The sequence below is a fragment of the Amycolatopsis sp. NBC_00348 genome, from assembly GCF_036114655.1.
Classification (GTDB): domain Bacteria; phylum Actinomycetota; class Actinomycetes; order Mycobacteriales; family Pseudonocardiaceae; genus Amycolatopsis.
In genome coordinates, this window is record NZ_CP107994.1 from 1,387,208 (window position 1) to 1,414,026 (window position 26,819).

General features: G+C 76.3%; 1 pseudogene. It reads left to right on the top strand.

Features of this window, described 5'->3' with window-relative positions:
* Positions 1 to 99: 99 nt before the first annotated feature.
* Positions 100 to 26,673 (top strand): annotated as a pseudogene (locus OHS58_RS06445) (SDR family NAD(P)-dependent oxidoreductase); the annotation flags it as partial.
* Positions 26,674 to 26,819 lie beyond the last annotated feature (146 nt).

A 26,819-nucleotide genomic window follows, 5' to 3' on the forward strand; every position in this document is an offset into this window, starting at 1 on the left:
GGTTAGCTCGCGGGGTCGGATCGCCGCATCGACGCCGGGAGCAGCATGACGCCCACGCACCGCCCTGCCGCACGCCCGGAACCCGTTGCGGTGGTGGGGATGGCGTGCCGGTTCCCCGGGGCCGACGGCCCGGCGGAGTACTGGGACCTGCTGCGTGACGGCGTGTCCGCGGTCGGGCCCGCACCCGGCGGCCGGCCGGACACCGGCCCGGCCGGCTACCTGCGCGACGTCGACCGCTTCGACGCCGCGCTGTTCGGGGTGTCGCCGCGCGAGGCACGCGAGATGGACCCGCAGCAGCGGCTGGTGCTGGAGCTGGCCTGGGCCGCGCTGGAGGACGCCCGGACCGCGCCGGATTCCCTGCGGGGCAGCGAAACCGGTGTGTTCGTCGGGGTGACCGCGGACGACTACGCGGCGCTGGCCCGCCGGTCCGGCGCGCGGATCGGGCACCACACGATGACCGGGGTGAACCGGGCCATCCTCGCCAACCGCGTCTCCTACGTCCTCGGCCTGTCGGGGCCGAGCATGTCGGTGGACACCGGGCAGTCGTCCGGCCTGGTCGCGGTGCACCTGGCCGGCGCCGCCCTGCGCTCCGGAGAGGCGGACCTGGCGCTGGCCGGCGGGGTCCAGCTGAACCTGGCCGAGGAGAGCACGGCCGCGCTCGCCGAGCTGGGCGCGCTGTCCCCGGACGGCGCCTGCTTCACCTTCGACGAACGCGCGAACGGCATCGTCCGCGGCGAGGGCGGCGGCATCGTCGTGCTGAAGACGCTCTCGCGCGCGTTGGCCGACGGCGATCGCGTGTACTGCGTCATCGAGGGCAGCGCGGTCAACAACGACGGCCCGAGCGCGGGGCTGACCGTCCCGAGCGCCGAGGCCCAGGAACGCGTGCTGCGGTCGGCGTGCCGCCGCGCGGCGGTGGACCCAGCCGACGTCCAGTACGTCGAGCTGCACGGCACCGGCACGGCGGTGGGGGACCCGATCGAGGCCGCCGCGCTGGGCGCGGTCTACGGCGCTGCGCGGACGTCGCCGCTGTGGGTCGGCTCCGCGAAGACCAACCTCGGACACCTCGAAGGCGCGGCGGGCGTCGCCGGGCTGCTCAAGGCCGTGCTGGCCGTGACGCACCGGGTCGTGCCGCCGAACCTCAACTTCGACCGGCCCAACCCGGCCATCCGGTTCGACGAGTGGCGGCTGCGGGTGCCGCGCGGGCTCGAGCCGTGGCCGGACGCCGAGCGCGCGCGGGCGGCGGTGTCGTCGTTCGGCATGGGCGGCACCAACTGCCACGTCGTGCTGGCCGAAGGCCCGGCGGCCCCGGCGGGCGGTGCGCCGCAGGACGGCCCGGTCGCGTGGGTGCTGTCCGGCCAGGGTGACGCCGCGCTGGCCGCGCAAGCGGGGCGGCTCGCCGAGCACGCCGAAGGCACCCGCCACGACGTCGGCTGGTCCCTGGCCACGACCCGCGCGGCGCTCCCGTCGCGCGCGGTGCTGGTCGGCTCGTCCTCGGCCGAGCTGCTCGGCGGCGCGCGAGCGCTGGCCGGCGGCGGCATCGCGCCCGGGCTGGTCCGCGGCGGCGCCGACCCCGGGATCACGGCGGGCGCGCGCGGCGGCGCGGTGTTCGTGTTCCCCGGCCAGGGTTCCCAGTGGGCCGGGATGGCCGACGAGCTGCTGGCGACGTCGCCGGTGTTCGCCGAGTCGCTGCGCGCCTGCGCGGACGCGCTCGCGCCGCACGTGGACTTTTCGCTGCTGGACGTGCTGAGCGAGGGTGAGGACTCGCCCAGCATGGCGCGGACCGAGGTCAACCAGCCGGTGCTGTGGGCGGTGATGGTCTCGCTGGCCGCGTTGTGGCGCTCGCTGGGCGTCGAACCGGCGGCGGTCGTCGGGCACTCGCAGGGTGAGATCGCCGCCGCGTGCGTCTCCGGCGCGTTGACGTTGGAAGAGGGCGCGCGAGTCATCTCCGTACGGGCCCAGGTCGCGGCGCGGGAGGTGCCCGCGGGCACCGGCATGGTGTCGGTGCGGCTGCCCGCGGACGTCGTCCGGGAGCGCCTCGGCCGCTGGGACGGCCGGCTGTCGGTGTCGGTCGTCAACGGGCCCGCGTGGGTCCTGGTCGCTGGCGACGACGAAGCGCTGGGCGAGCTGGTCGAGGACTGGGAAGAAGAGGCGCGCGTCCGGCGGATCGCCGCGGACTACGCGTCGCACTCGCCGTGGGTGGCGCCGATGGAGGCCGGGCTGCGCTCCGGCCTGACCGGTCTGCGCCCCGTCCCGGCCGCCGTCCCGTTCTACTCCACGGTGACGGCGGGACCGGTCGACGGCGACGCCCTCGACGCCGGGTACTGGTACCGCAACCTGCGCGAGACCGTCGACTTCCACGGCGCGACGAGCGCGCTGCTCGCCGCGGGCTTCACGGCGTTCGTCGAGGTCAGCCCGCACCCGATGCTGCTGGGCAGCGTGCGCGAGGCGATCGCCGCTTCGGGCGGCGGCGCGGTCGCTACCGGCACGCTGCGCCGCGGCGAAGGCGGGCTGACGCAGGCCCTGACGTCGCTGGCCGAACTGCACGTCCGCGGCGTCCCGGTCGACTGGTCCCGGCACTTCCCGGGCGCGGCCCGGGTGGACCTGCCGACGTACGCCTTCCAGCGCGAGCGGTTCTGGCTCGGCGACACCGGCTCGGTGGCCGCGCCCGCGGCGGGGCCGGTGGACCTGCACGCGCTGGTGCGCCAAGAGACCGCCGTCGTCCTGGGCGCGCACGACGTCGCGCAGGTGGAACCGTCCGCGTCGTTCAGCGAGCTGGGGTTCGACTCGGCGATGGTGGTGGAACTGGCCGGGCGCCTCGGTTCCGTCACCGCCGCGGCGGTGTTCGACCACCCGACACCCGCGCGGCTCGCGGATTTCCTGGCCGCCGAAGCCGAAACTGACCCCGCCGGACCCGAGCCTGCGCCGGATGTTCCCGGTGACGACCCGATCGCCATCGTCGGCATCGGCTGCCGCTTCCCCGGCGGCATCGACTCGCCGGAGACGTTCTGGTCGGTGCTGGCCGACGGCGCCGACGCGATCTCGCCCATGCCCGCCGACCGCGGCTGGAGCGCCGACGTGCTGGCCACCGCCCGCGGCGGCGGTTTCCTGCACGACGCGGGCGACTTCGACGCCGCGTTCTTCCGGATCTCCCCGCGCGAAGCGCTGGCCATGGAACCCCAGCAGCGGCTGCTGCTGGAGACCACGTGGGAAGCCCTGGAGCGCGCGGCGATCGACCCGACGTCGCTGCGCGAGAGCGCCACCGGCGTGTTCCTCGGCGCGATGGCCCAGGACTACGGCGTCCGGCTGCACGAGAACACCGGCCGCGGCGAGGGGTACGCGCTGACCGGGACGTCGACGAGCGTGCTGTCCGGCCGGATCGCGTACCTGCTCGGCACCCGCGGCCCGGCGCTCACGGTGGACACCGCGTGCTCGTCGTCGCTGGTCGCGATGCACCTGGCGGCGCAGGCCCTGCGCAGCGGGGAGTGCACCCTGGCCGTGGCGGGTGGCGCGACGGTGATGGCGAACCCGGGGGTGTTCGCGGAGTTCGCACGGCACGGCGGGCTCTCCCCGGACGGCCGGTGCCGCTCGTTCGCCGACGACGCCGACGGCACGGGCTGGGCCGAGGGCGTCGGCGTCCTGGTCCTGCAACGGCTTTCCGACGCGCGTCGCGAGGGGCGTCCGGTGCTGGCGGTGCTGCGCGGCAGCGCGGTCAACTCCGACGGCGCGTCCAACGGCCTGACCGCCCCGAGCGGCGCGGCGCAGCGCGCGGTGATCCGGCAGGCCCTCGCCGCCGGCGGGCTGTCCCCGGCGGACGTCGACGCGGTGGAGGCGCACGGCACCGGCACGCCGCTGGGCGATCCGATCGAGGCCGAGGCCGTGCTGGCGACCTACGGCCGGGACCGCGGTGGCCGCGCGCCGGTGTGGCTGGGGTCGCTGAAGTCCAACCTCGGGCACACCCAGGCCGCGGCCGGGGTGGCCGGGGTGATCAAGATGATTCTCGCCATGCGGCACGGTGTGCTGCCGCGGACGCTGCACGCGAGCGTCCCGTCGACCCGCGTGGACTGGACGTCCGGCGCGGTGCGGCTGCTGACCGAGGAGGCGCCGTGGCCGGGGGAGGGCCGGCCGCGCCGGGCCGCTGTCTCGGCGTTCGGCATCTCCGGCACCAACGCGCACGTCGTCCTCGAACAGGCACCGCCGGTCGAGACGCCGGTGCCGGAGCCGACGGGGCGGCCCGTGCCGCTGGTCGTGTCCGCGAGGTCGCCCGAGGCGTTGAGCGAGCAGCTGGCCCGTCTGGAGTCCGTTGTGGACGCCGACCCGGGTTCGCTCGCGGTGTCGTTGCTGCGCACCCGCACGACGTGGGAGCACCGCGCTGTCGTGCTCGGTGCTGGGGTCGAGCGAGGGGTCGCGGGTCCGTCGGGGGACATCGCCATCGTGTTCACCGGCCAGGGCGCCCAGCGCGTCGGGATGGGCCGCGAGCTGTACGCGGCCTTCCCGGTGTACGCGGCGGCGTTCGACGAAGTCTGCGCCGAACTGGACCGGCACCGCACCGGGACGCCCGTCGCGGAGGTCGTGTTCGGGTTCGAAGAACTGCACGGGACGCAGTACGCGCAGGCGGGGTTGTTCGCACTCGAGGTCGCGCTGGTCCGGCTCCTCGCGTCGTTCGGCGTCCGGCCGTCGGTGGTCGCCGGGCACTCGGTCGGCGAGCTGACCGCCGCGTACGTCGCGGGTGTCTTCTCGCTGCCGGACGCGGCCCGGCTGGTGGCCGCGCGGGGCCGGTTGATGCAGGCGTTGCCGTCCGGCGGGGCGATGGTCGCGGTGGCGGCGTCCGAAATGGACGTCCACAGTGTACTCGGCGACGGCGTCTGGCTGGCGGCGGTGAACGGGCCCGCTTCGGTGGTGCTGTCAGGTGCCGCGGAGCCGGTGGCCGCGGCCGCGGCGACGCTCGCGGAGCGGGGGCACAAGACGACGTCCCTGACCGTCAGCCACGCGTTCCACAGTGGACTGATGGAACCGATGCTCGCCGACTTTGCCGCCGTCGCCGCCGAAATCGAGTACCGCACGCCGACGCTGCCCATCGTGACCGGCGCGGACGGCGATCCGGCGTCAGCGGACTACTGGGTCGAGCAGATCCGCCGTCCGGTGCGGTTCGGCGACGTTCTCGCCGAGCTGGGCGCGCGTGGGGTGTCGGCGGTGGTCGAAGCCGGCCCGGACGGTGTGCTGACCGCGATGGCCCAGACCGTCCTAGACGGCGGACCGGTCGCGGTCGCGCCGCTGCGCCGGGACCGGCCCGAGCCGGAGACCCTCCTGACGGCCCTCGCGCGGCTGTTCGTGCACGGCGCCGACGTCGACTGGACGCCGGTGCTGCCCGAGCGGGCGGCGCTGGTGCCGTTGCCGACGACCGCGTTCCGCCGTGAGCGGTACTGGCAGGAGTCGCCGCCCGCGGCCGCCGACGTCGCGGCCGTCGGCCAGACGCCCGTCGACCACCCCGTGCTGGGCGCGCTGGTGACCGACCCGGAGACCGGCCGGGCGGTGCTGACCGGCCGGTACCCGGCGACGCTCCCGGTGCGGCGGGTGGCCGGGACGGCGGTCGTCCCGGCGGCGGCGCTGCTCGAACTCGCGTTGTGGGCCGGACACCGGATCGGCGCGCCGGTGGTGCGCCGGCTGGCGGCCGGGACGCCGTTGACACTGCCCGAGACGGGCGGCGTCCCGGTGCGGGTCGTCGTCGGCGCGGAGGCGGACGGCGAACGCGCGATCACGGTGCACGCCGAGCAGCACGGCACCTGGACCCGCCACGCGAGCGGGGTGCTGGCGGTGGCCGCTCCGGCTCCGGAACCCGCGGGTTACGCCGTCGACCCGGACCTGCTGGCGGCCGCGCTGCTCGCCGTCTCCGCGTCGGACGACGTGCTGGCGTGGACCGGGGTGACGCGGCACGCGGCGGCTTCCGGCCCGCTGGAAGCCCAGCTCGTCCCGGCCGCCGACGGCGAGTTCTCCCTGTCCGTGACGGACGCGGACGGCGTGGTGGCGCTGTCCGCGGAGTCGGTGACGCTCGGGCCGGTCGAGCTGCCCGTCACCGTCGCGAGCTGCTTCCACGCGCTGGAGTGGCGCGAAGTGACGGCCGAGCCGGGCCCGGTGTCGCACCGGGTCGTCCACGACGTCGATGACCTCGCGGCCGCCGGCCGGCCGTCGTGGCTGGTACTGCCGATCGACGCGACCGGCGCCGATCCCGCCCGGGCCCACGCCGTGGTCAGCCAGGTCTTGGCTCTGCTGCAGGCTTTCCTCGCTGAACCGTCCCGAGTGGACACCCGGTTGCTGGTCCGCGTCGGCGACGAGCCCGTCGCGGCAGCCGTCGGTGGTCTGGTGCGCGCGGCGCAGGCCGAGCACCCGGGCCGCATCGTGCTCGCCCACAGCGACCTCGCCCCGGCGGACCTCCTCGAAGCCGTCGGCGCGCTCGACGAGCCCGAGGTCGCCGTGCGCGACGGGCGCGTCCGGGTACCGCGGCTGACCCGGGTCACGCCCCCGGAACCGGTGCGGTGGGATCCCGCGGGCACCGTGCTGATCACCGGCGGCACCGGGGTGCTCGGCTCGCTGGTCGCGCGGCACGTCGTGGCGGAACGGGGCGTCCGGAGTGTGGTGCTCGCATCGCGTCGCGGCCCGGACGCCGAGGGGGCGGCGGACCTGGCCGCCGAACTGCGGGCCCACGGCGCCCGCGTCGACGTCGTCGCCTGCGACGTCGCCGACCGCGACCAGGTCCGGGCCCTGCTCGACGGCATCCCCGATCTCACCGCCGTCGTGCACACGGCCGGGGTGCTGGCCGACGGCGTCCTCGCCGCGCAGGACGGGACGCGGCTGGCCGAGGTGTTCCGGCCCAAGGTCGACGCCGCCGTGCACCTCGACGAGCTGACCCGCGGCCACGACCTGACCGCGTTCGTGCTGTTCTCCTCGGTGTCGGGGGTGTTCGGCGGCGCCGGCCAGGCGAACTACGCCGCGGCGAACGCGTTCCTCGACGCCCTCGCCGTCCGCCGCCGCGCGGCCGGACGGTCCGCGGTCTCGCTGGCCTGGGGCCCGTGGGCCGGTGACGACGGCATGGCCGCGCGCCTGGGCGCGGCCGACACGGCCCGCCTGGCCCGCGCCGGCCTCCGGCCGCTCGACCCCGCCCTGGGCATGGCGCTGCTGGACGCCGCGCTCGCGGACGAGCGTCCGGTGCTCGTCCCGGTCTCGCTGAAACTCGGCGACCAGATCGCCCCGGTGCTGCGCGAACTCGCCGGCCCCTCGTCGCGCGGCGGCGACGTCGACCTCGCGGCCATGCTGGCCGGCCTCGACGACGCCGCCGGGGTGGCGCTGCTGACCGACCTGGTCCGCGCCGAAGCGGCCACGGTGCTGGGTGGCGGACCCGGCGTCGGCGCGCTGCAGGCGTTCCGGGACGCGGGGTTCGACTCCCTGATGGGCGTGGAACTGCGCAACCGCATCGCCGCCCGCACCGGCCTGGCCTTGCCCGCCACGGTGGTGTTCGACCACCCCAGCCCGGCCGCCCTCGCCGAGCAGCTGCACGCGGACCTGCTGGGCCGCGCCGTGCCCGCCGTGGCCGCCACAGGACCGGCGGACGACGACGATCCGGTGGTGATCGTCGGGATGGGCGTCCGGCTCCCGGGCGGGGTCACCACGCCGGAAGCGCTGTGGGACCTCGTTTCCGGCGAGGTCGACGCGATCTCGGAGTTCCCGGCCGACCGCGGCTGGGACGTCGAGGCGCTCTACGACCCGGACCCCGCCGCCGCGGGCAAGTCCTACACCCGGCACGGCGGGTTCCTGCACGACGCCGCGTTGTTCGATCCGGCGTTCTTCGGGATCTCGCCGCGTGAAGCCCTGGCCATGGACCCGCAGCAGCGGCTGCTGCTGCAGACGTCCTGGGAGGCCCTGGAACGCGCGGGCATCGCGCCGACGTCCCTGCGCGGGCAGAACGCCGGGGTGTTCTTCGGGGCCTCGACGCAGCCGTACGGGGTCAGCGCGCGCGACGCCTCCGGCGAGACCGAGGGCTACGTCATGACCGGGTCCTCCGCCAGCGTCCTGTCCGGCCGGGTGTCCTATGTGCTCGGTGCGCGCGGGCCCGCCGTCACGGTCGACACCGCGTGCTCGTCGTCCCTGGTCGCCCTCCACCTGGCCGCGCAGTCGCTGCGGTCGGGGGAGTGCTCGCTCGCGCTCGCGGGCGGGGCGACCGTGCTGGCGACCCCGGACATCTTCGTCGAGTTCTCCCGGCTGCGCGGCCTCGCCGCGGACGGCCGGTGCCGGTCGTTCTCCGACGACGCCCAGGGCACCGGCTGGGCCGAAGGGGTCGGCGTCCTCGTGCTGCAGCGCCGGTCCGATGCCCTGCGCGACGGGCGTGAGGTGCTGGCCGTCGTGCGCGGCACGGCGGTCAACCAGGACGGCGCGTCCAACGGGCTCACCGCGCCGAACGGACCGTCGCAGCAGGCGGTGATCCGGCAGGCACTGGCGAACGCAGGCCTGCGTCCGTCCGATGTGGACGCCGTGGAAGCGCACGGGACGGCGACGACGTTGGGCGATCCGATCGAAGCACAAGCGCTTCTCGCGACGTACGGCCAGGATCGTTCGGAGCCGTTGTGGCTGGGGTCGTTGAAGTCCAACATCGGGCACGCCCAGGCCGCGGCCGGGGTGGCGGGCGTGCTGAAGATGGTCCTGGCCATGCGGTACGGCGTCCTGCCGCGGACGTTGCACGTCGACACACCGACGTCCGAAGTGGACTGGACGGCCGGTGCGGTCCGGCTGCTCACCGAGGCCCGGCCGTGGGACGTGGCCGACCGGCCGCGGCGGGCCGGGGTGTCGTCGTTCGGGGTGTCCGGGACCAACGCGCACGTCGTGCTGGAGCAGGGACCCGCGCCGGTGCGCCCGGAGCCGTCCGCGGGGCTGGTGCCGCTCGTCGTCACCGGCCGGTCCGCGGCGGGCCTGGCCGACCAGGCCGCCCGCTTGGCCGAGTCGCTGCCTGCCGATGTCGGCGCGGCCGGACGTTCCCTGTTGTACTCGCGGGCCCACTGGGAGCACCGCGCCGTGGTGCTGGCCGCGGATCACGAGCAGGCCGTGGCCGGACTGCGTGCGGTGGCGGCCGGGTCCGCGTCGCCCGACGTGCTGCGCGGGACGGCGGACCCCGGGCCCGTGGTGTGGGTCTTCCCCGGCCAGGGCGCGCAGTGGGCCGGTATGGGCCGGGAGCTGTGGGCGTCGAACCCGGTGTTCGCCGCCCGGATGGCCGAGTGCGAGGCGGCCCTCGCGTCCCATGTGGACTGGTCGCTGTCCGAAGTGGTCCGTGGCGCCGGCGCGCTCGACGCGGTGGACGTCGTGCAGCCCGTGTCGTTCGCGGTGATGGTGTCGCTCGCCGCGGTGTGGGCGTCCCTGGGCCTGCGGCCGGACGCCGTCGTCGGGCACTCGCAGGGCGAGATCGCCGCGGCCTGCGTCGCCGGCGCGCTGTCCCTGACCGACGCCGCCCGGGTCGTCGCGGTGCGCAGCCGGATCATCGCGCGGCGGCTGGCCGGCCACGGCGGGATGCTGTCCGTCGCACTGGGCGAGGAGGAGATCCGGCTTGCCGAGGGCGTCGAGATCGCGGCGGTGAACTCCCCGGACGCGGTCGTGCTGGGCGGGGATCCCGCGGCGCTGGACGAGCTGGTCGAGACCTACCGGGCGCAGGACGTCCGGGTGCGGCGGGTGCCGGTGGACTACGCGTCGCACACCGCGCACGTGGCCCGCGCCGAGGCCGAGCTGACCGCCGAACTGTCCGATGTGGACAGCTTGGCACCCGTGATCCCGTGGTACTCCACAGTGGACAGCGCGTGGACGACCGGTCCGCTGTCGCCGGACTACTGGTACCGCAACCTGCGTGGCACCGTCCGGTTCGCCGACGCCACGCGCGCGCTCGCCGACGCGGGCCACCGCGTGTTCGTCGAGACGAGCTCGCACCCGGTGCTGACGACGAGCGTGCAGGAGACCGTCGCGGACGCCGTCGTGTGCGGCACGCTGCGGCGGGACGAACCCGAGCAGGACCGGCTGCTGCGGTCGGCGGCGGAGCTGTTCGCGCACGGCGTCCCCCTGGATCCGGCGGCGTTGCTGGCGCCCGGGCCGGGGGCCGCGGTGCCGACCACGGCGTTCCAGGAGCAGCGCTACTGGCTGACGCCCGAGCGGGGCCCGGATCTGGAGCGGGTGGGGCACCCGCTGCTGACGGCCGCCCTGGACGATCCGGTGACCGGTGGCGTCGCGCTGACCGGCCGCGTCTCGCTGCGGACGCACCCGTGGCTGGCGGACCACGCTGTGTCGGGTGTCGTGGTGGTGCCCGGGACGACGTTCGTGGAGCTGGCGGTGCGGGCCGGTGACCGGCTCGGGGTGCCGGTGGTGCGGGAACTGGTCGTCGAAGCGCCGATGGTGCTGCCGGAGACGGCGTCGGCCGAGCTGCGGGTGACCGTCGGCGCGGCGGACGGCGACACGCGGCCGGTCACCGTGCACTCCCGGGGCGGCGACGGCACCTGGACCTGCCACGCGACGGGCGTCCTGACGGCGGCTTTGACCTCGGCAGCCGCGGCGACCGAGTGGCCGCCCGCGGACGCCGAAGCCGTGGACGTCACGGCGTTCTACGACCGGCTCGCGGAGCACGGTTACGGCTACGGCCCGGTGTTCCGCGGCCTGACCGCGGCGTGGCGCCGGGGTCCTGTGGTGTTCGCGGAGGTCGCGCTGCCCGACGGCACGGACGTGGCGGGCTACACGCTGCACCCGGCCCTGATGGACGCGGCGCTGCACGCGGCGATGCTGGACACGACCGAGGTGCGGCTGCCGTTCTCGTGGTCGCGGGTGGCGATCCACGCGACGGGAGCGACGGCGGCCCGCGTCACGCTGAGCCCGGCCGAAGGCGGCGTGGCGGCCGAGCTGACGGACGCGACGGGCACGCCGCTGCTGTCCCTGGGCGCGCTGACGACCCGGCCGGTCACCCCGGGCCAGCTGACGACGTCGGCGAGCGACGCGTTGTTCGCGCTCGCGTGGACGGAGCTGTCCCTGGACGCGGGGGAACCCGGTGCGGTGCGGGTTCTCGAGGGCGACGAGCCGTGGCTCGGCCTGGGCGACGCGGAAGCTCAGTGGGTTGTCCTGCCGGTCGACCCCGATCCCGCCGAAGCCGAGACCCGGCGCGTCCGGACCACCGTCGCCCGGGTGCTGCGCGTGCTGCAGGCCGTCCTGGCCGGCGCGGACCAGACCGCGCGCCTCGCCGTCGTCACCTCCGGGGCCGTCGCGGCCGAGCCGGGGGAGAGCGCCGATCCGGTGGCCGCCGCCGTCTGGGGCCTGGTGCGGGCCGCCCAGGCCGAACACCCCGGCCGCTTCCTGCTCGTCGACCGGGCCGGCGAGGCCCCCGGCCACGGCGTGCTCGCCGCGCTCGCGGCCCGCGGCGAAACCCAGTGCGCCCTGCGCGGACCGCGTGTCCTCGTCCCGCGGCTCGAGCGGGCCGCCGCCGGGACGAACACCTTCCCGGCCGACGGCACCGCGCTCGTCACCGGCGGCACCGGACTGCTCGGCTCGCTCGTCGCGCGCCGGCTCGTCACCGGCCACGGCGTCCGCCGCCTCGTCCTGGCGTCCCGGCGCGGTCTCGGCGGCGACCTCGCCGCCGAACTGCGGGAGCTCGGCGCCGACGTCCGCGTCGAGGCCTGCGACGTCGGGGACCGCGACCAGGTCCAGGCCCTGCTCGACGGCATCCCCGATCTCACCGCCGTCGTCCACGCCGCCGGGGTGCTCGACGACGCCGTCGTCACCGCCCTCGACGGCGGCCGCCTCGAGCCCGTCTTCCGGCCCAAGACCGACGCCGCCGTCCATCTCGACGAACTGACCCGCGACCGCGACCTCGCCGCCTTCGTGCTGTTTTCCTCCGCTGCCGGTGTCCTGGGCAACGCCGGTCAAGCGAACTACGCCGCCGCCAACGCCTTCCTCGACGGTCTCGCCACCCGCCGCCGGGCCGCCGGCCGGCCCGCCGTTTCGCTCGCCTGGGGACTCTGGACCGAAGCCAGTGGCATGACCGCCGGCCTCCGGAACCGCGAAGGCCTCGGCACCGCGCAGGGCCTGGACCTGTTCGACCGCGCGCTGACCTCGGACCGGCCGGTGCTCGTCCCGATCGCCCTCGACCTGCCCGCGCTCCGGCGCCTGCCGGCCGTGCCGCCGCTGCTGCGCGGCCTCGCCGGGCCGGTCCGCCCGCAGGCACGCGCCGCCCGCGACGGCGGGTTCGCCGACCGGCTCGCCCGGCTGGCTCCCGCCGCCCGCCGCGCCGCGCTCGACGACCTCGTCTGCGCCGGGGCCTCGGCCGTACTCGGCGGCCTCGACGTCGCGCCGGGCCGGGCGTTCCGCGACGCCGGGTTCGACTCGCTCACCGCCGTCGACCTGCGCAACCGGCTGGCCGCCACGACCGGGCTCACCCTGCCCGCGACGCTCGTCTTCGACCACCCGAACCCGGCCGCGCTCGCCGCCCACCTGCACGGGGAGCTGTTCGGGTCGGCACCGGCCGCCGCCGAGACCGCTGTCGCGTCGGCCGAGCCGATCGCGATCGTCGGGATGGGCCTGCGGCTCCCCGGCGGCGTCGACAGCCCCGAAGCGCTCTGGGATCTGGTGCACAACGGCGTCGACGCGGTGGCGGGCTTCCCGGCCGACCGCGGCTGGGACCTCGCCGCGCTCTACGACCCCGACCCGGACGCCGCGGGCACGTCTTACACGCGCTCCGGCGGGTTCCTGCACGACGCGGGCGTGTTCGACGCCGGGTTCTTCGGCATCTCGCCCCGCGAAGCCCTCGCCATGGACCCGCAGCAGCGGCTGCTGCTGGAGACGTCGTGGGAAGCCGTCGAACGCGCGGGCATCGCCCCGACGTCCCTGCGCGGACAGCGCGTCGGCGTCTTCACCGGCCTGATGTACCACGACTACGGCGTCGGCGCCCCCGCCGACCCGGAGCTGGAAGGCCTGCGGGGCACGGGATCGGCGGGCAGTGTCGCCGCCGGCCGGGTGTCCTACGTGCTCGGTCTGCAGGGCCCCGCCGTCACGGTGGACACCGCGTGCTCGTCGTCGCTGGTCGCGATCCACCTGGCGGCGCAGGCCCTGCGCGCCGGCGAGTGCTCGATGGCGCTGGCCGGCGGCGCGACCGTGCTCTCCAGCCCCGAGGTCTTCGTCGAATTCTCCCGGCAGCGCGGCCTGTCCGCCGACGGCCGGTGCAAGTCCTTTTCGGACGACGCGGACGGCACCGGCTGGGCCGAAGGCGTCGGTGTGCTCGTGCTGCAACGGCTGTCCGACGCCGTCCGCGACGGCCGGGAGATCCTCGCCGTCGTCAAGGGCAGCGCGGTCAACCAGGACGGCGCCTCCAACGGCCTCACCGCCCCGAACGGCCCGGCCCAGCAGGCGGTGATCCAGCAGGCCCTCGCCGCCGCGGCCCTTGAACCGTCCGAAGTGGACGCCGTCGAGGCGCACGGCACCGGGACGGTCCTGGGTGACCCGATCGAGGCGCAGGCGGTGCTCGCGACCTACGGCCAGGACCGGGAAACGCCGTTGTGGTTGGGTTCGCTGAAGTCCAACATCGGCCACGCGCAGGCCGCGGCCGGTGTCGCGGGCGTGGTGAAGATGGTGCTGGCCCTGCGCCACGGCGTCCTGCCGAAGACTCTGCACGCCGGCACGCCGTCGTCCAAAGTGGACTGGAACGCCGGGGCCGTCCGGTTGCTCACCGAGCCCGCCGAGTGGCCCGCCGGTGACCGGCCGCGCCGCGCGGCCGTGTCGTCCTTCGGCGTCAGCGGCACCAACGCCCACCTCGTCCTGGAGCAGGGCCCCGCGCGCGAACCGGCCGAGCCCGCGCCGGTGACCGGTCCGCTGCCGCTGGTCGTGACCGCGCGCTCGGCGGCCGGGCTCGCGGCTCAAGCGGCCCGGCTCGCCGGAGAAATTGACGATCTCGCCGGGACGGCGAACGCGCTGGTGCGGACCCGGGCGATCTGGGAGCACCGCGCCGTCGTCGCGGCGAGCGACCGGGAGGCGGCGATCGCGGGTCTCACCGCGCTGGCCGCGGGGACCTCCGCGTCCGGCGTGGTCACCGGCGTCGCCGACCCGGCCGGCCCGGGCAAGCTCGTCTGGGTTTTCCCCGGCCAGGGCGCGCAGTGGGCCGGGATGGGCCGCGAGCTGTGGCGCACCGAACCGGTGTTCGCGGCGCGGATGGCGGAGTGCGAAGCGGCCCTCGCGCCGTGGGTGGACTGGTCGCTCGCCAACGTCGTGCACAGCGCCGCCGCGCTGGACGCCGTCGACGTCGTGCAGCCGGTGTCGTTCGCGGTGATGGTGTCGCTGGCGGCGTGGTGGGAGTCGGCGGGGCTGCGGCCCGACGCCGTGCTCGGCCACTCGCAGGGCGAGATCGCCGCCGCCTGCGTCGCGGGCGCCCTGACCCTGGCCGACGCCGCGCGCGTGGTCGCGGTGCGCAGCCGCGCGATCGCCACCGGTTTGGCCGGATCGGGCGGGATGCTCTCGGTCGGCGTCGGCGCGGACCGCGCCCGGGCCGACCTCGCCCGGTGGCCCGGCGTCGAAACCGCCGCCGTCAACTCCCCGCACGCCGTCGTCCTCGCCGGCGAGAGTGCCGCGCTCGACGACGCCGAGGCGTTCTACCGTGAGCAGGACGTGCAGGTGCGCCGGATCCCGGTGGACTACGCCTCGCACACCGCGCGGGTCGAGGCGATCGAGGCCGAGCTGACCACCGCGCTGGCCGATGTGCGCGCCGCGGCGCCGTCGGTGCCGTGGTTCTCCACAGTGGACCAGAACTGGGTGGAGACGCTCGACCCCGGCTACTGGTACCGCAACCTCCGTGCGACGGTCGGGTTCGCCGACGCGATCCGCACGCTGACCGGTGGCGGCCACCGCGTGTTCCTCGAAACGAGTTCGCACCCGGTGCTCACCACGAGTATCCAGGCCACTGTGGACGATCCGGCGGTGCTCGTGTGCGGCAGCCTGCGCCGCGACCAGCCCGAACGGGACCGGCTGCTGCGGACCGCGGCCGAGCTGTTCACCCGCGGCGTCGACGTCGGCTGGACGGCGTTCCTGCCGGAAGCCGAGCCGGTCGCGCTGCCGACGACAGCGTTCCTGGGCGAGCACTACTGGCTGCGGGCCGGACCGGCCACCGCGGACCCGGCCCGTGTCGGGCAGGAGGCCGTCGCCCACCCCGTGCTGGGCGCGGCCGTCGAGGACGCCGCGTCCGGCGGGATCGTGTTCACCGGCCGGATCTCCCGCGAGACGCAGCCGTGGCTGAGCGACCACGCCGTGTCCGGGACCGTCCTGGTGCCGGGCGCGGCGCTGGTCGAGCTCGCCATCCGCGCCGGGGACCGGGCGGGCACGCCCGTGCTGCGGGAACTCGTCGTCGAGACGCCTCTGGTCCTGCCCGAGACCGGGGCCGTCCCGGTGCAGGTCGTGGTGGGGGCACCCGACGGCGACGACCGGTCCGTGAGTCTCCACTCCCGTGTGGACGGTGGCTGGGTCCGGCACGCCGAAGGCGTCCTCGCCGCCGACGACCTGACGAAGTCCACTGTGGACTTGTCGACCTGGCCGCCGCCGGGCGCGGTGGAAACCGACCTCGCCGGGTTCTACGACCTCCTGGCCGCCCGCGGGTACGAGTACGGCCCGGCGTTCCGGGGCGTCACCCGCGTGTGGCGGCGCGACGAGGACCTGTTCGCCGAGGTCACACTGCCCGGCAGCGTCGACGCGACGGGCTTCGTGATCCACCCGGCCCTGGTCGACGCCGCCCTGCACCCGCTGATCCCGGCCGCGGGCGACGGCGTCGAGCTGCCGTTCGCGTGGACCGGCGTCACGCTGCACGCGACGGGTGCGACCGCGGCCCGGGTGCGGCTGCACCCGGCACCCGGCGGCACCGCGGTCGAGCTGGCCGACGAGACCGGCGCGCCCGTCCTGTCCGTCGCGGCGCTGGCGACCCGGCCCGTCCGCCCGGACCAGCTCGCCGCGGTGGGAACCGGCGGGGAAGCGCTGTTCGCCGTCGAGTGGACCGAGCTGCCGCCGGGCGCCGACGTCGACCCGAGCGACGCCGAAGTCCTGCACGTGGACACCGGCGACCTGCACACCGTCGTCGCCGGAGTGCTGCACCGCGTGCAGGAGTTCGTCGCCGGGCCGGGGACGCGGCTCGTCGTGCACACCCGCCACGCCGTGTCGACCGGCCACCCCGAGCCCGTCGACCCGGTGGCCGCCGCCGTGTGGGGGCTCGTGCGGTCCGCGCAGACCGAACACCCGGACCGGCTCCTGCTCGTCGACGGCGAGCTGCCCGGCGGTCTCCCGGCGGCACTGGCCGCCCGCGGCGAAGACCAGTGCGCCGTCCGCGACGGGCGCGTCCTCGTCCCGCGGCTCGTCCGGCCCGCCCAAGACGGACTGTCCCTTCCGGACGGTGCCGCGCCGTGGATCCTGCGGTCCGGCGACACGTTCGACGACCTCACGCTGCAACCGTCCGAAGCAGACCCGCTGGAACCGGGTCAGGTCCGGGTGGCGGTCCGCGCGGCCGGGATCAACTTCCGTGACGTGCTCGCCGGGCTCGGCGTGCGGCTGGGCCTCCAGAGCGTCGCCGGCGAGGGCGCCGGGGTCGTCGTCGAGGTCGGTCCCGATGTCACCGGGTTCGCGGTCGGCGACCGGGTCCTCGGGCTGGTCACCCGCGCGTTCCAGCAGGTCGTGGCGGCGGACGCGCGCACGCTGGCGCCGATGCCGGACGGCTGGTCGTTCGAGCAGGCGGCGTCGATCCCGGTCGCGTTCCTGACGGCGTTCTACGGTCTCGCCGACCTCGCGGGCCTCCGCCCGGGCGAGAAGGTGCTGGTGCACGCGGCCGCGGGTGGCGTCGGCATGGCCGCGGTCCAGCTGGCGCGGCACCTCGGCGCCGAGGTCTACGCGACGGCGAGCCCCGGCAAGCACGGCGTACTCCGGGAGCTGGGCATCCCGGACGACCACATCGCGAACTCGCGGACCCTGGAGTTCGCGGAGACGTTCGGCCCGGTCGACGTCGTGCTGAACTCCCTGGCCGGGGAGTTCGTCGACGCGTCGCTGGGCTCGCTGGCCGAGGGCGGCCGGTTCCTCGAGATGGGCAAGACCGACATCCGCACCGGTGTCCCGGGCTACCAGGCCTACGACCTGCACGAAGCCGGTCTGGACCGCATCGGCGAGCTGCTCCGCGAAGTCCTCGGCCTGTTCGCGTCCGGGGTGCTGCGGCCGATCCCGGTCACGCCGTGGGACGTCCGGCAGGCGCCGGCGGCGTTCCGCTTCATGGCCCAGGGCAGGCACATCGGCAAGAACGTCCTCACCACCCCGCGCTCGCTCGACCCGGCGGGCACGGTGCTGATCACCGGCGGCACCGGCCGGCTGGGCGCGCTGGTGGCGCGGCACCTCGTCGCCGGCCACGGCGTCCGCGACGTGCTGCTGGTGTCCCGGCGCGGCCCGGACGCCGACGGCGCGGCCGAACTGGCCGGCGAGCTGCGGGCGGCCGGCGCGCGGGCGCGGATCGTGGCCTGCGACGTCGGCGACCGGGAGCAGCTGCGCGCGCTGCTCGACGGCGTTGCGCTGACCGCGGTCGTCCACGCGGCCGGCGCCCTGGCCGACAGCGTCCTCGCGACGCAGGACGAGGCCGGGCTGGCCACGGTGTTCCGGCCCAAGGCCGACGCCGCCGCCCACCTCGACGAGCTGACCCGCGGCCACGACCTGGCCGCGTTCGTGCTGTTCTCCTCGGCCGCGGGTGTGCTCGGCGGCGCCGGTCAGGCCGGCTATTCGGCGGCCAACGCGTTCCTCGACGGCCTCGCCGTGAGTCGTCGAGCCGCCGGCCGGCCCGCTGTGTCGCTGGCCTGGGGCCTGTGGGCCGACACGAGCGGACTGACCGCGCACCTCGCCGCGGCCGACACCACGCGGATGGCCCGCACCGGCGTCGGCGCGCTGACCGCCGACCAGGGGCTGCGCCTGCTCGACGCGGCTCTCGCCTCCCCACGCCCGGCCGCGGTCCCGATGGTCCTGGACCAGGCCGCGCTCCGCGACCGGGCGCGCACCGCGACCGTGCCGCCGCTGCTGCGTGACCTGGCCGGCCGGGGCCGCCGCACCGCGCGGACCGCCGCTCGCGCCGGGACGTGGACCGCCCGCCTGAGCCGGCTGGACGGCCCGGCCCGGCTGGCCGCGCTGACCGACCTGGTCACCGCGGAAGCGGCCGTTGTGCTCGGCGGCGGGGTCGCGGTGGCGGGCGGACGGGCGTTCCGCGACGTCGGCTTCGACTCGCTGACGGCGGTCGAGCTGCGCAACCGGATCACCGCGGCCACCGGCGTCACCCTGCCCGCGACGGCCGTGTTCGACCACCCGACCCCGGCCGAGCTGGCCGCGCACCTGCGCGACGCTCTCCTCGGCGCCGAGGCCGTCCCGGCGCCCGCGGCCGCGGTGGCCACCGACGAGCCGATCGCCATCGTCGGCATCGGCGTCCGGCTCCCGGGCGGAGTGGACAGTCCCGAATCGTTGTGGGACCTGGTGTCCGACGGCGTCGACGCCATCTCGCCGTTCCCCGGCGACCGAGGCTGGGACGTCGGCACGGGCTCGTCCTACGCCCGCGCCGGCGGCTTCCTGCACGACGCCGGCCAGTTCGATCCCGCCTTCTTCGGCATCTCACCGCGCGAAGCCCTGGCCATGGACCCGCAGCAGCGCCTCGTGCTGCGGACCGCCTGGGAGGCCCTCGAACGGGCGGGCATCGCGCCGACGTCCGTGCGGGGCGACGACGTCGGGGTGTTCCTCGGCGCGATGGCGCAGGACTACGGCACGCGGGTGCACGAGGCACCGGCCGAGACCGCGGGGTTCGCGCTCACCGGCTCGTCCTCGAGCGTGCTGTCGGGCCGGGTGTCCTATGTGCTCGGTGCGCGCGGACCGGCGGTCACCGTCGACACGGCGTGCTCGTCGTCGCTGGTCGCGATCCACCTCGCGACGCAGTCGCTGCGTTCGGGCGAGTGCTCGACCGCGCTCGCCGGCGGGGTCACGGTGATGGCGACCCCGGCCGCGTTCGTGGAGTTCGCCCGCCAGGGCGGCCTGTCCACCGACGGCCGGTGCCGGTCGTTCGCCGACGACGCGGACGGCACGGGCTGGGCCGAAGGCGTCGGTGTGCTTGTCCTGCAACGGCTTTCCGACGCGATCCGCGACGGCCGTGAAGTGCTGGCCGTGGTGCGCGGCACCGCGGTCAACCAGGACGGCGCGTCGAACGGCCTGACCGCCCCGAACGGCCCGGCGCAGCAGGCGGTGATCCGGCGGGCGCTGGCCAACGCCGGTGTCGCACCGTCCGAAGTGGACGCCGTCGAGGCGCACGGCACGGGCACGACCCTGGGTGATCCGATCGAGGTCCAGGCGCTCCAAGCCGTCTACGGGACCGAACGCGATCCGGACCGGCCGTTGCTGCTGGGGTCGCTGAAGTCCAACATCGGGCACGCGCAGGCCGCGGCGGGCGTCGCCGGGGTGATCAAGATGGTCCTGGCCCTGCGGCACGGCGAGCTGCCGCGCACCCTGCACGCCGGGACGCCGTCGTCCCGCGTGGACTGGTCGGCCGGCACGATCCGGCTGCTGGCCGAACCGCACGCCTGGCCGGCCGGTGACCGCCCGCGCCGCGCCGGCGTGTCGTCGTTCGGGGTCAGCGGCACCAACGCGCACCTCGTGCTGGAACAGGCCCCGGCGGCCGACGACCGGGAGCCGGCACCGGACGTCGTCGTCCCGCTGATCGTCTCGGCCCGCTCGGCAGAGGGATTGACCGCGCAGGCCGGTCGCCTCGCGGACGTCCTCGCCGACGGCGCGGGCTTGCCGGAGGTGGCCTGGTCACTGGTGCGGTCCCGGGCGGTCTGGGAACACCGGGCCGTGGTGACGGGCGACAGCCGCGACGACGTGATCGCGGCGTTGCGGGCCGTGGACAGCCGCGGCCCGGCCGACCCGGCGAGCGGCGTGGCGTTCGTGTTCGCCGGCCAGGGATCCCAGCGGCCGGGCATGGGCGCCGAGCTGTACGCGCAGTTCCCGGCGTACGCGGAGGCGTTCGACGCGGTGTGCGCGGAGCTGGACCGGTGGCTGGCCGGGCACGTCGACCTGCCGGTGCGCGACGCGCTGGCGTCGGACCTCGTGCACGAGACGGTGTACGCGCAGGCGGGGCTGTTCGCGGTCGAGGTCGCGATGGCCCGGCTGCTGGAGTCGTTCGGGGTCCGTCCGAGGGTGGTGGCGGGGCACTCGCTGGGCGAGCTGTCGGCGGCGCACCTGGCGGGCGTGTTCACGCTGCCGGACGCGGCCCGCTTGGTGGCCGCGCGCGGCCGGCTGATGCAGGCCCTGCCGCCGGGCGGGGCGATGCTCGCGGTGACGTCGTCCGAAGCGGACGTCGAGCCCCTGCTCGGCGACGGCGTCTGGCTGGCCGCGGTCAACGGGCCCGCGTCGGTCGTGCTGTCGGGCGCGCAGGAGGCGCTCGATGCGGCGGCCGCGGAACTGGCGGCCCGCGGGTTCGAGACGTCGGTGCTGCCGGTGGGCCACGCGTTCCACAGTGGGCTGATGGCGCCGGTGCTCGCGGAGTTCGCGGCGGAACTCGCCGAGGTGGAGTTCCACGAACCGGTGCTGCCGCTGATCTCGACGGTGACCGGGGAGCAGGCCGACGTCGGCACGGCCGGGTACTGGGTGGAGCAGATCCGCCGTCCGGTGCGCTTCGCAGCTGCCGCCGGGACGCTCCTGGCGCACGCCCCGGGCACCGTGGTGGAACTCGGCCCGGGCGGCGTCCTGACGGCGTTGATCCGGTCGCTGACCGTGCCGTCGCCGGCCGACGTCGTCGCGCTCACCCGCCGCGACCGGGCGGAACGCGCCACCCTCACGGCCGCGCTGGCCACCCTCTTCACCCGCGGCGCCGACGTCGACTGGACGCCGCTCTTCCCGCCCGCCACCCGGCACGTGGTTCCGCTGCCCACCACCGCGTTCCAGGAGCAGCACTTCTGGCTGCGGCCCGGTCCGGCGATCGCCGACCCCGGCGACGCCGCCTTCTGGCAGGCGATCGAGCGGGAGGACCTGACCGCGCTCGGCGACGTGCTCCCCGCCGCGGCCCCGGAGTCGCTCGCCGCCGTCCTGCCGGACCTCGCGCGGTGGCGCCGCAAGCGGCAGGAAGAATCCGCCGTCGACGACTGGCGCTACCAGGTCACCTGGCAGCGGCTGCCGCGGTCCGAGGTGCCCCTCACCGGTCGCTGGTCGGTCCTGGGCGACGACGGCACCTTCGCCGGCGCCCTGCGCGACCGCGGCGTGCTCGCCGAGCCCGCCGACCACGTCCTCCTGCTCTCCGACGGCCGCGCCGGCACCCTGCTTCCGCGGGTGCAGGACCTCCTGGCCACGACGTCCGCCCGGCTGTGGGTCGCCACCCGCGGCGCGGTCGGCGTCGGCGGCGTGGACGCGCCCGCCGATCCGCGCGCCGCCCAGGCGTGGGGGCTCGGCCGGACCGTCGCGCTGGAGCACCCCGGCCGCTGGGGCGGCCTGCTCGACCTGCCCGCCGTCCTCGACGACACCGCCGTCCGCCGCGTGCTCGACGTCCTCGCCGGCGACGAGGACCAGGTCGCGATCCGGCCGTCCGGGGTCTTCGGCCGCCGGCTCGTCCGGGCCGGGACCAGCGCGGGCGGTCCGGAGTGGACACCGCGCGGCACCGTCCTGATCACCGGCGGCACCGGCGGGCTGGCCGCGCACCTGGCCCGCGACCTCGCGGAGCGCGGCGCCGAGCGCGTCGTCCTGGTGAGCCGCCAGGGCCCGGACGCCCCCCTGGCCCTCACCGGTGAGTTCGAGATCGTCGCGGCGGACGTCACCGACCGGGACGCGCTGGCCGCCGTCCTGGCCGAGTACCCGCCGGACGCCGTAGTCCACGCCGCCGGGGTGTCCGGTGGCGCCGTCGCGGTCGCGGACGCCGACCCGGCGGGCTTCGAGCGGGTCCTCGCGGCGAAGGCGGAGGGCGCGCTGCTGCTCGACGAGCTGCTGGGCGACCGCCCGCTGGACGCCTTCGTGCTGTTCTCCTCGGTCGCCGCGACCTGGGGCGCCGCCGGTCAGGCCGCCTACGCGGCCGCCAACAGCACCCTGGATGCCCTCGCCGAGACCCGCCGGGCCCGCGGCCGCACCGCGGTCTCGATCGCCTGGGGTCCCTGGGACAGCGCCGGCATGAGCACCGAGGACGGCGCCCGCGCCCGGCTGGCCCGCGGGGCCGTGGCGCCGATGGCCCCGGCGCCGGCCCTGACGGCGTTGCGCGCGGTGCTGCGGACGGGCGCGCCGACGGCGGTCGTGGCGTCGGTCGACTGGCCGCGGTTCGCCCCGGTCTTCACCGCGGCCCGCCCGAGCCCGCTCCTCACCGCCTTCGCCGAGCCGGCGCCGGTCACCGGCTCCGCCCGGCTCACCGGCACCGACCTGGCCACCTTGACCGACCTGGTCCGCACCGAGGCACGCGCGGTGCTCGGCGGGGCCGGCATTGCGGCGCGGCAGGCGTTCCGCGACGCCGGGTTCGACTCGCTGACCGCCGTCGAGCTGCGTGACGTCCTCGCCGCCCGCTCCGGCCTCGCGCTGCCCGCGACGACCGTCTTCGACCACCCCGACCCCGCGGCCCTCGCGGCCCACCTGCACGGTGAGCTGACCGGCGCGGCGGCGGCCGCACCGGTGACCGAGCCCACCGCGGCCGCCGACGACCAGATCGTCGTCGTCGGCATCGGGCTGCGCCTGCCGGGCGCTGTGGACAGTCCGGAAGCGTTGTGGGACCTGGTTTCCGGTGGGGTCGACGCGATCTCGCCCTTCCCGGCCGACCGCGGCTGGAGCCCGGGTGGCGCCGGCGGGTTCGTGCACGACGCGGGCCTGTTCGACCCGGAGTTCTTCGGGATCTCGCCCCGCGAAGCCCGGGCCATGGACCCGCAGCAGCGGCTCGTCCTGCGGACGTCGTGGGAAGCCCTCGAACGGTCCGGCATCGCGCCGACGTCGCTGCGCGGCGAGCCCGTCGGGGTGTTCGTCGGGGCGTCGGCCCAGCAGTACGGTCCCGGCACGGACACCGACGGCTTCGGTCTGACCGGCTCGTCGTCGAGCGTGCTGTCGGGCCGGGTGTCCTATGTGCTCGGTGCGCGGGGTCCCGCGGTGACGGTCGACACGGCGTGTTCGTCGTCGCTGGTCGCGATCCACCTGGCCGCGCAGTCGCTGCGGACGGGGGAGTGCTCGCTGGCGCTGGCCGGCGGGGTCACGGTCATGGCGACGCCGGCCGCGTTCACCGAGTTCGCCCGGCAGGGCGGTCTCGCCGCCGACGGCCGGTGCAAGTCCTTCGCCGACGACGCGGACGGGACGTCCTGGGCCGAAGGCGCGGGAGTCGTGGTGCTACAACGGCTGTCCGACGCGGTCCGCGACGGCCGTGAGGTGCTGGCGGTCGTGCGGGGGACGGCGGTCAACCAGGACGGTGCGTCGAACGGGCTCACCGCGCCGAGTGGTCCCGCGCAGCAGGCGGTGATCCGGCAGGCGCTGGCCAACGCGGGAGTGACTCCGTCCGAAGTGGACGCCGTCGAAGCGCACGGCACCGGCACGACCCTGGGCGATCCGATCGAGGCTCAGGCGCTGCTGGCGACGTACGGCCAGGACCGGGATACGCCACTGTGGCTGGGGTCTCTGAAGTCCAACATCGGGCACACCCAGGCCGCGGCGGGCGTCGCGGGGGTCGTCAAGATGATCATGGCGATGCGCCACGGCGAGCTGCCGAAGTCACTGCACGCGGGCGAGCCGTCGTCCCGGGTGGACTGGACGGCGGGGAACGTGCGGGTGCTGACGGAGGCCGAACCGTGGCCGCGGCCGGGCCGCCCGCGCCGCGCGGGTGTGTCGTCGTTCGGGGTGAGCGGCACCAACGCCCACCTCGTGCTGGAAGAGCCCCCGGTGACCGAGGCGGTCGCGCCGGCCGAGTCCCCGGGCGTGGTCCCGGTCGTCGTGTCGGCCCGCTCGGCCGCCGGACTGACCGCGCAGGCCGAGCGCGTGGCGTCCTATTTGGACGGTCAGGAGAGCCTGACGGCGCCCGCGTGGTCGCTGCTGCGGTCCCGGGCGGTGTGGGAGCACCGCGCGGTCGTCCTCGCCGGCGACCGGGACCAGGCGGTCGACGGCTTGCGGCGCGGGCCTGTGCGCGGTGAGGCCGACCCGGCGCGCGACGGCGTCGCGTTCGTCTTCACCGGGCAGGGCGCGCAGCGGGCCGGGATGGGGCAGGAGCTGTACCAGGCGTTCCCCGCGTACGCGGACGCGTTCGACGAGGTGTGCGCGGAGTTCGACCGGTACCTGGACAAGCCGTTGCGCGAGGCGATCGCCTCGGACGCGGTGCACGAGACGGTGTACACGCAGGCGGGGTTGTTCGCGGTCGAGGTCGCGATGGTGCGGCTGCTGGAGTCGTTCGGGGTGCGGCCGAAGGTCGTGGCGGGGCATTCGCTGGGGGAGCTCACCGCGGCGTACGTCGCGGGTGTGTTCTCGCTGCCGGACGCCGTGATGCTGGTCGCCCACCGCGGCCGGCTGATGCAGGAGCTGCCGCCCGGCGGGGCGATGGTCGCCGTCGAAGCGTCCGAAGTGGACGTCCACTCCGTACTGGGCGACGGGGTCTGGCTCGCCGCCGTCAACGGGCCGCGCTCGGTCGTGCTCTCCGGCGACGCGGTCGCGGTGCACGCCGCCGCGGCGTCCCTGCCGGTCAAGACGACCCCGCTGCCGGTGGGCCACGCGTTCCACTCGGGACTGGTGGAGCCGATGCTGGCCGAGTTCGCGCAGGTGACGGGCCGCGTCGAGTACCACGAGCCGGCGGTGCCGGTGATCGCCGGCGACGTGACGTCCGCGCGGTACTGGGTGGACCAGGTTCGGAGTCCCGTCCGGTTCGCCGACGCGCTCGACGCGATCGCCGGCCACGCGGTGACGGCCGTGCTGGAGGTCGGGCCGGACGGCGTGCTGACCGCGATGGCGCCCGAGACGCTCACCGCCGTCGCGCTGACCCGGCGTGACCGGCCGGAACCCGCCACCGCCCTCGCCGCGCTGGCCGCACTGTTCGTGCACGGCGCCGACGTCGACTGGACCCCGCTGTTCCCGCCCGCCACCCGGCGGACCGTGCCCGTGCCGACGACGGCGTTCCAGGAGAAGCGCTACTGGCTGGAGCCGGAGCCGACACTGACACGCGGGCCCGGCTCGCTGCGTTACCGCGTCGAGTGGGAAGCGTTGCCGGACAGCGGAACGCGGATCGCGGGCCGCCGCTGGCTGGTGGCCGCGGCCGGCGACGACCTCGGCGTCGCCGCGGCGCTGCGGGCGCGGGGCGCGGACGTCGTCACGATCCCGTGGAGCGCCGACCGGGCGGCGACGACCCGGCTCGTCGACGACGCCGGCCTGCTCGACGGCCTGCTCCTGGTCACCGGCACCGCCGACGCCGTCACCGCGCTGCCCGGGCTGCAGGCGGCCCTCGCCGCGGCGGTCCCGGCCCCGGTCTGGGTGGTCACCGAAGGAGCGACGGCCACCCCGGACGCGGCCCAGGTCCAGGCCCTCGGCCGGACCGCCGCGCTGGAACACCCGGGCCGCTGGGGCGGCCTCGTGGACCTGTCCGGCCCCGGCGCGGCCGACCGGCTGCCGGGGGTGCTGGACGGGACCGAGGACCAGGTCGCCGTGCGCGCGGACGGCGTCTTCGGCCGGCGCCTGGTGCCCGACACCGCCCCGACGGCCGGGGACGGCTGGACCCCGCGCGGAACGGTGCTGGTCACCGGCGGTGGCGGTGCCCTCGCCCCGCACCTCACGCGCTGGCTCGCCGACGCCGGCGCCGACCACGTCGTGCTGATCGGCCGCCGGGGCGGCGAGCCGGCGGACCTGCCGGGGTGCCGGGTGACGGCGGTGGCGTGCGACGTCACCGACCGGGCCGCGCTCGCCCGGGTGCTGGCCGAGTACCCGCCCGACGCCGTGCTGCACGCCGCCGGCGTCCCGGCCGGGCCGGCCGGGATCGACGACCTGACCCCGGCGAGCCTGGCCGACGCGCTCGCCGCCAAGGTGACCGGCGCCGTCCACCTCGACGACCTCCTGGCCGACCGGCCGCTGGACGCGTTCGTGCTGTTCTCCGCCACCGCCGGGATCTGGGGCGCCGCCCGGCGCGGGGCCCACGCCGCGGCGGCCGGGTTCCTCGACGCACTCGCCGAGCGCCGCCACGCCCAGGGCCGCCCGGCCCTGTCGGTCGCCTGGGGCACCTGGGCCACCGAGGCGCTGACCGGCGAGACACGGCGGCAGCTCGAGCGCCAGGGTTTGTCCACAATGGATCCTGGCGCCGCGCTGACGGCGTTGAGCGCGGCGCTGCGGACCGGACGGCCCACCGCCGTCGTCACCGCGATGGACTGGGCCCGGTTCGGGTCGCTGTTCACCGCGTCCCGGCCGAGCCCGCTGCTGGCCGGGCTCTCCGGCACCGGAGCCGAAGAGTCCACAGTGGACGACTCCGCGTCGCAAGCGCTGCGGGAACGGCTGCGGCCCCTGGACCCGGCGGGCCGGCGCACGGCGCTCACCGAGCTGGTCCGGGCCGAGGCCGCCGCGGTGCTGGGTACCGACCCGGGCCCGGCGAAGCCGTTCCGCGAGGCCGGGTTCGACTCGCTGACCGCGGTCGAGCTGCGCCGCCGCCTGACGGCGGCGACCGGTGTGGCGTTGCCCGCGACCGTCGTGTTCGACCACCCCACCGCGCGGGCCCTCGCCGAGCGGCTCGAGGAGCTGCTGGCCGCCCCGGCCGGCGATCTCCTGGCCACCCTGGACTCGGTGCTGGACGCGCTCGACCCGGCCGCGCTCGACGA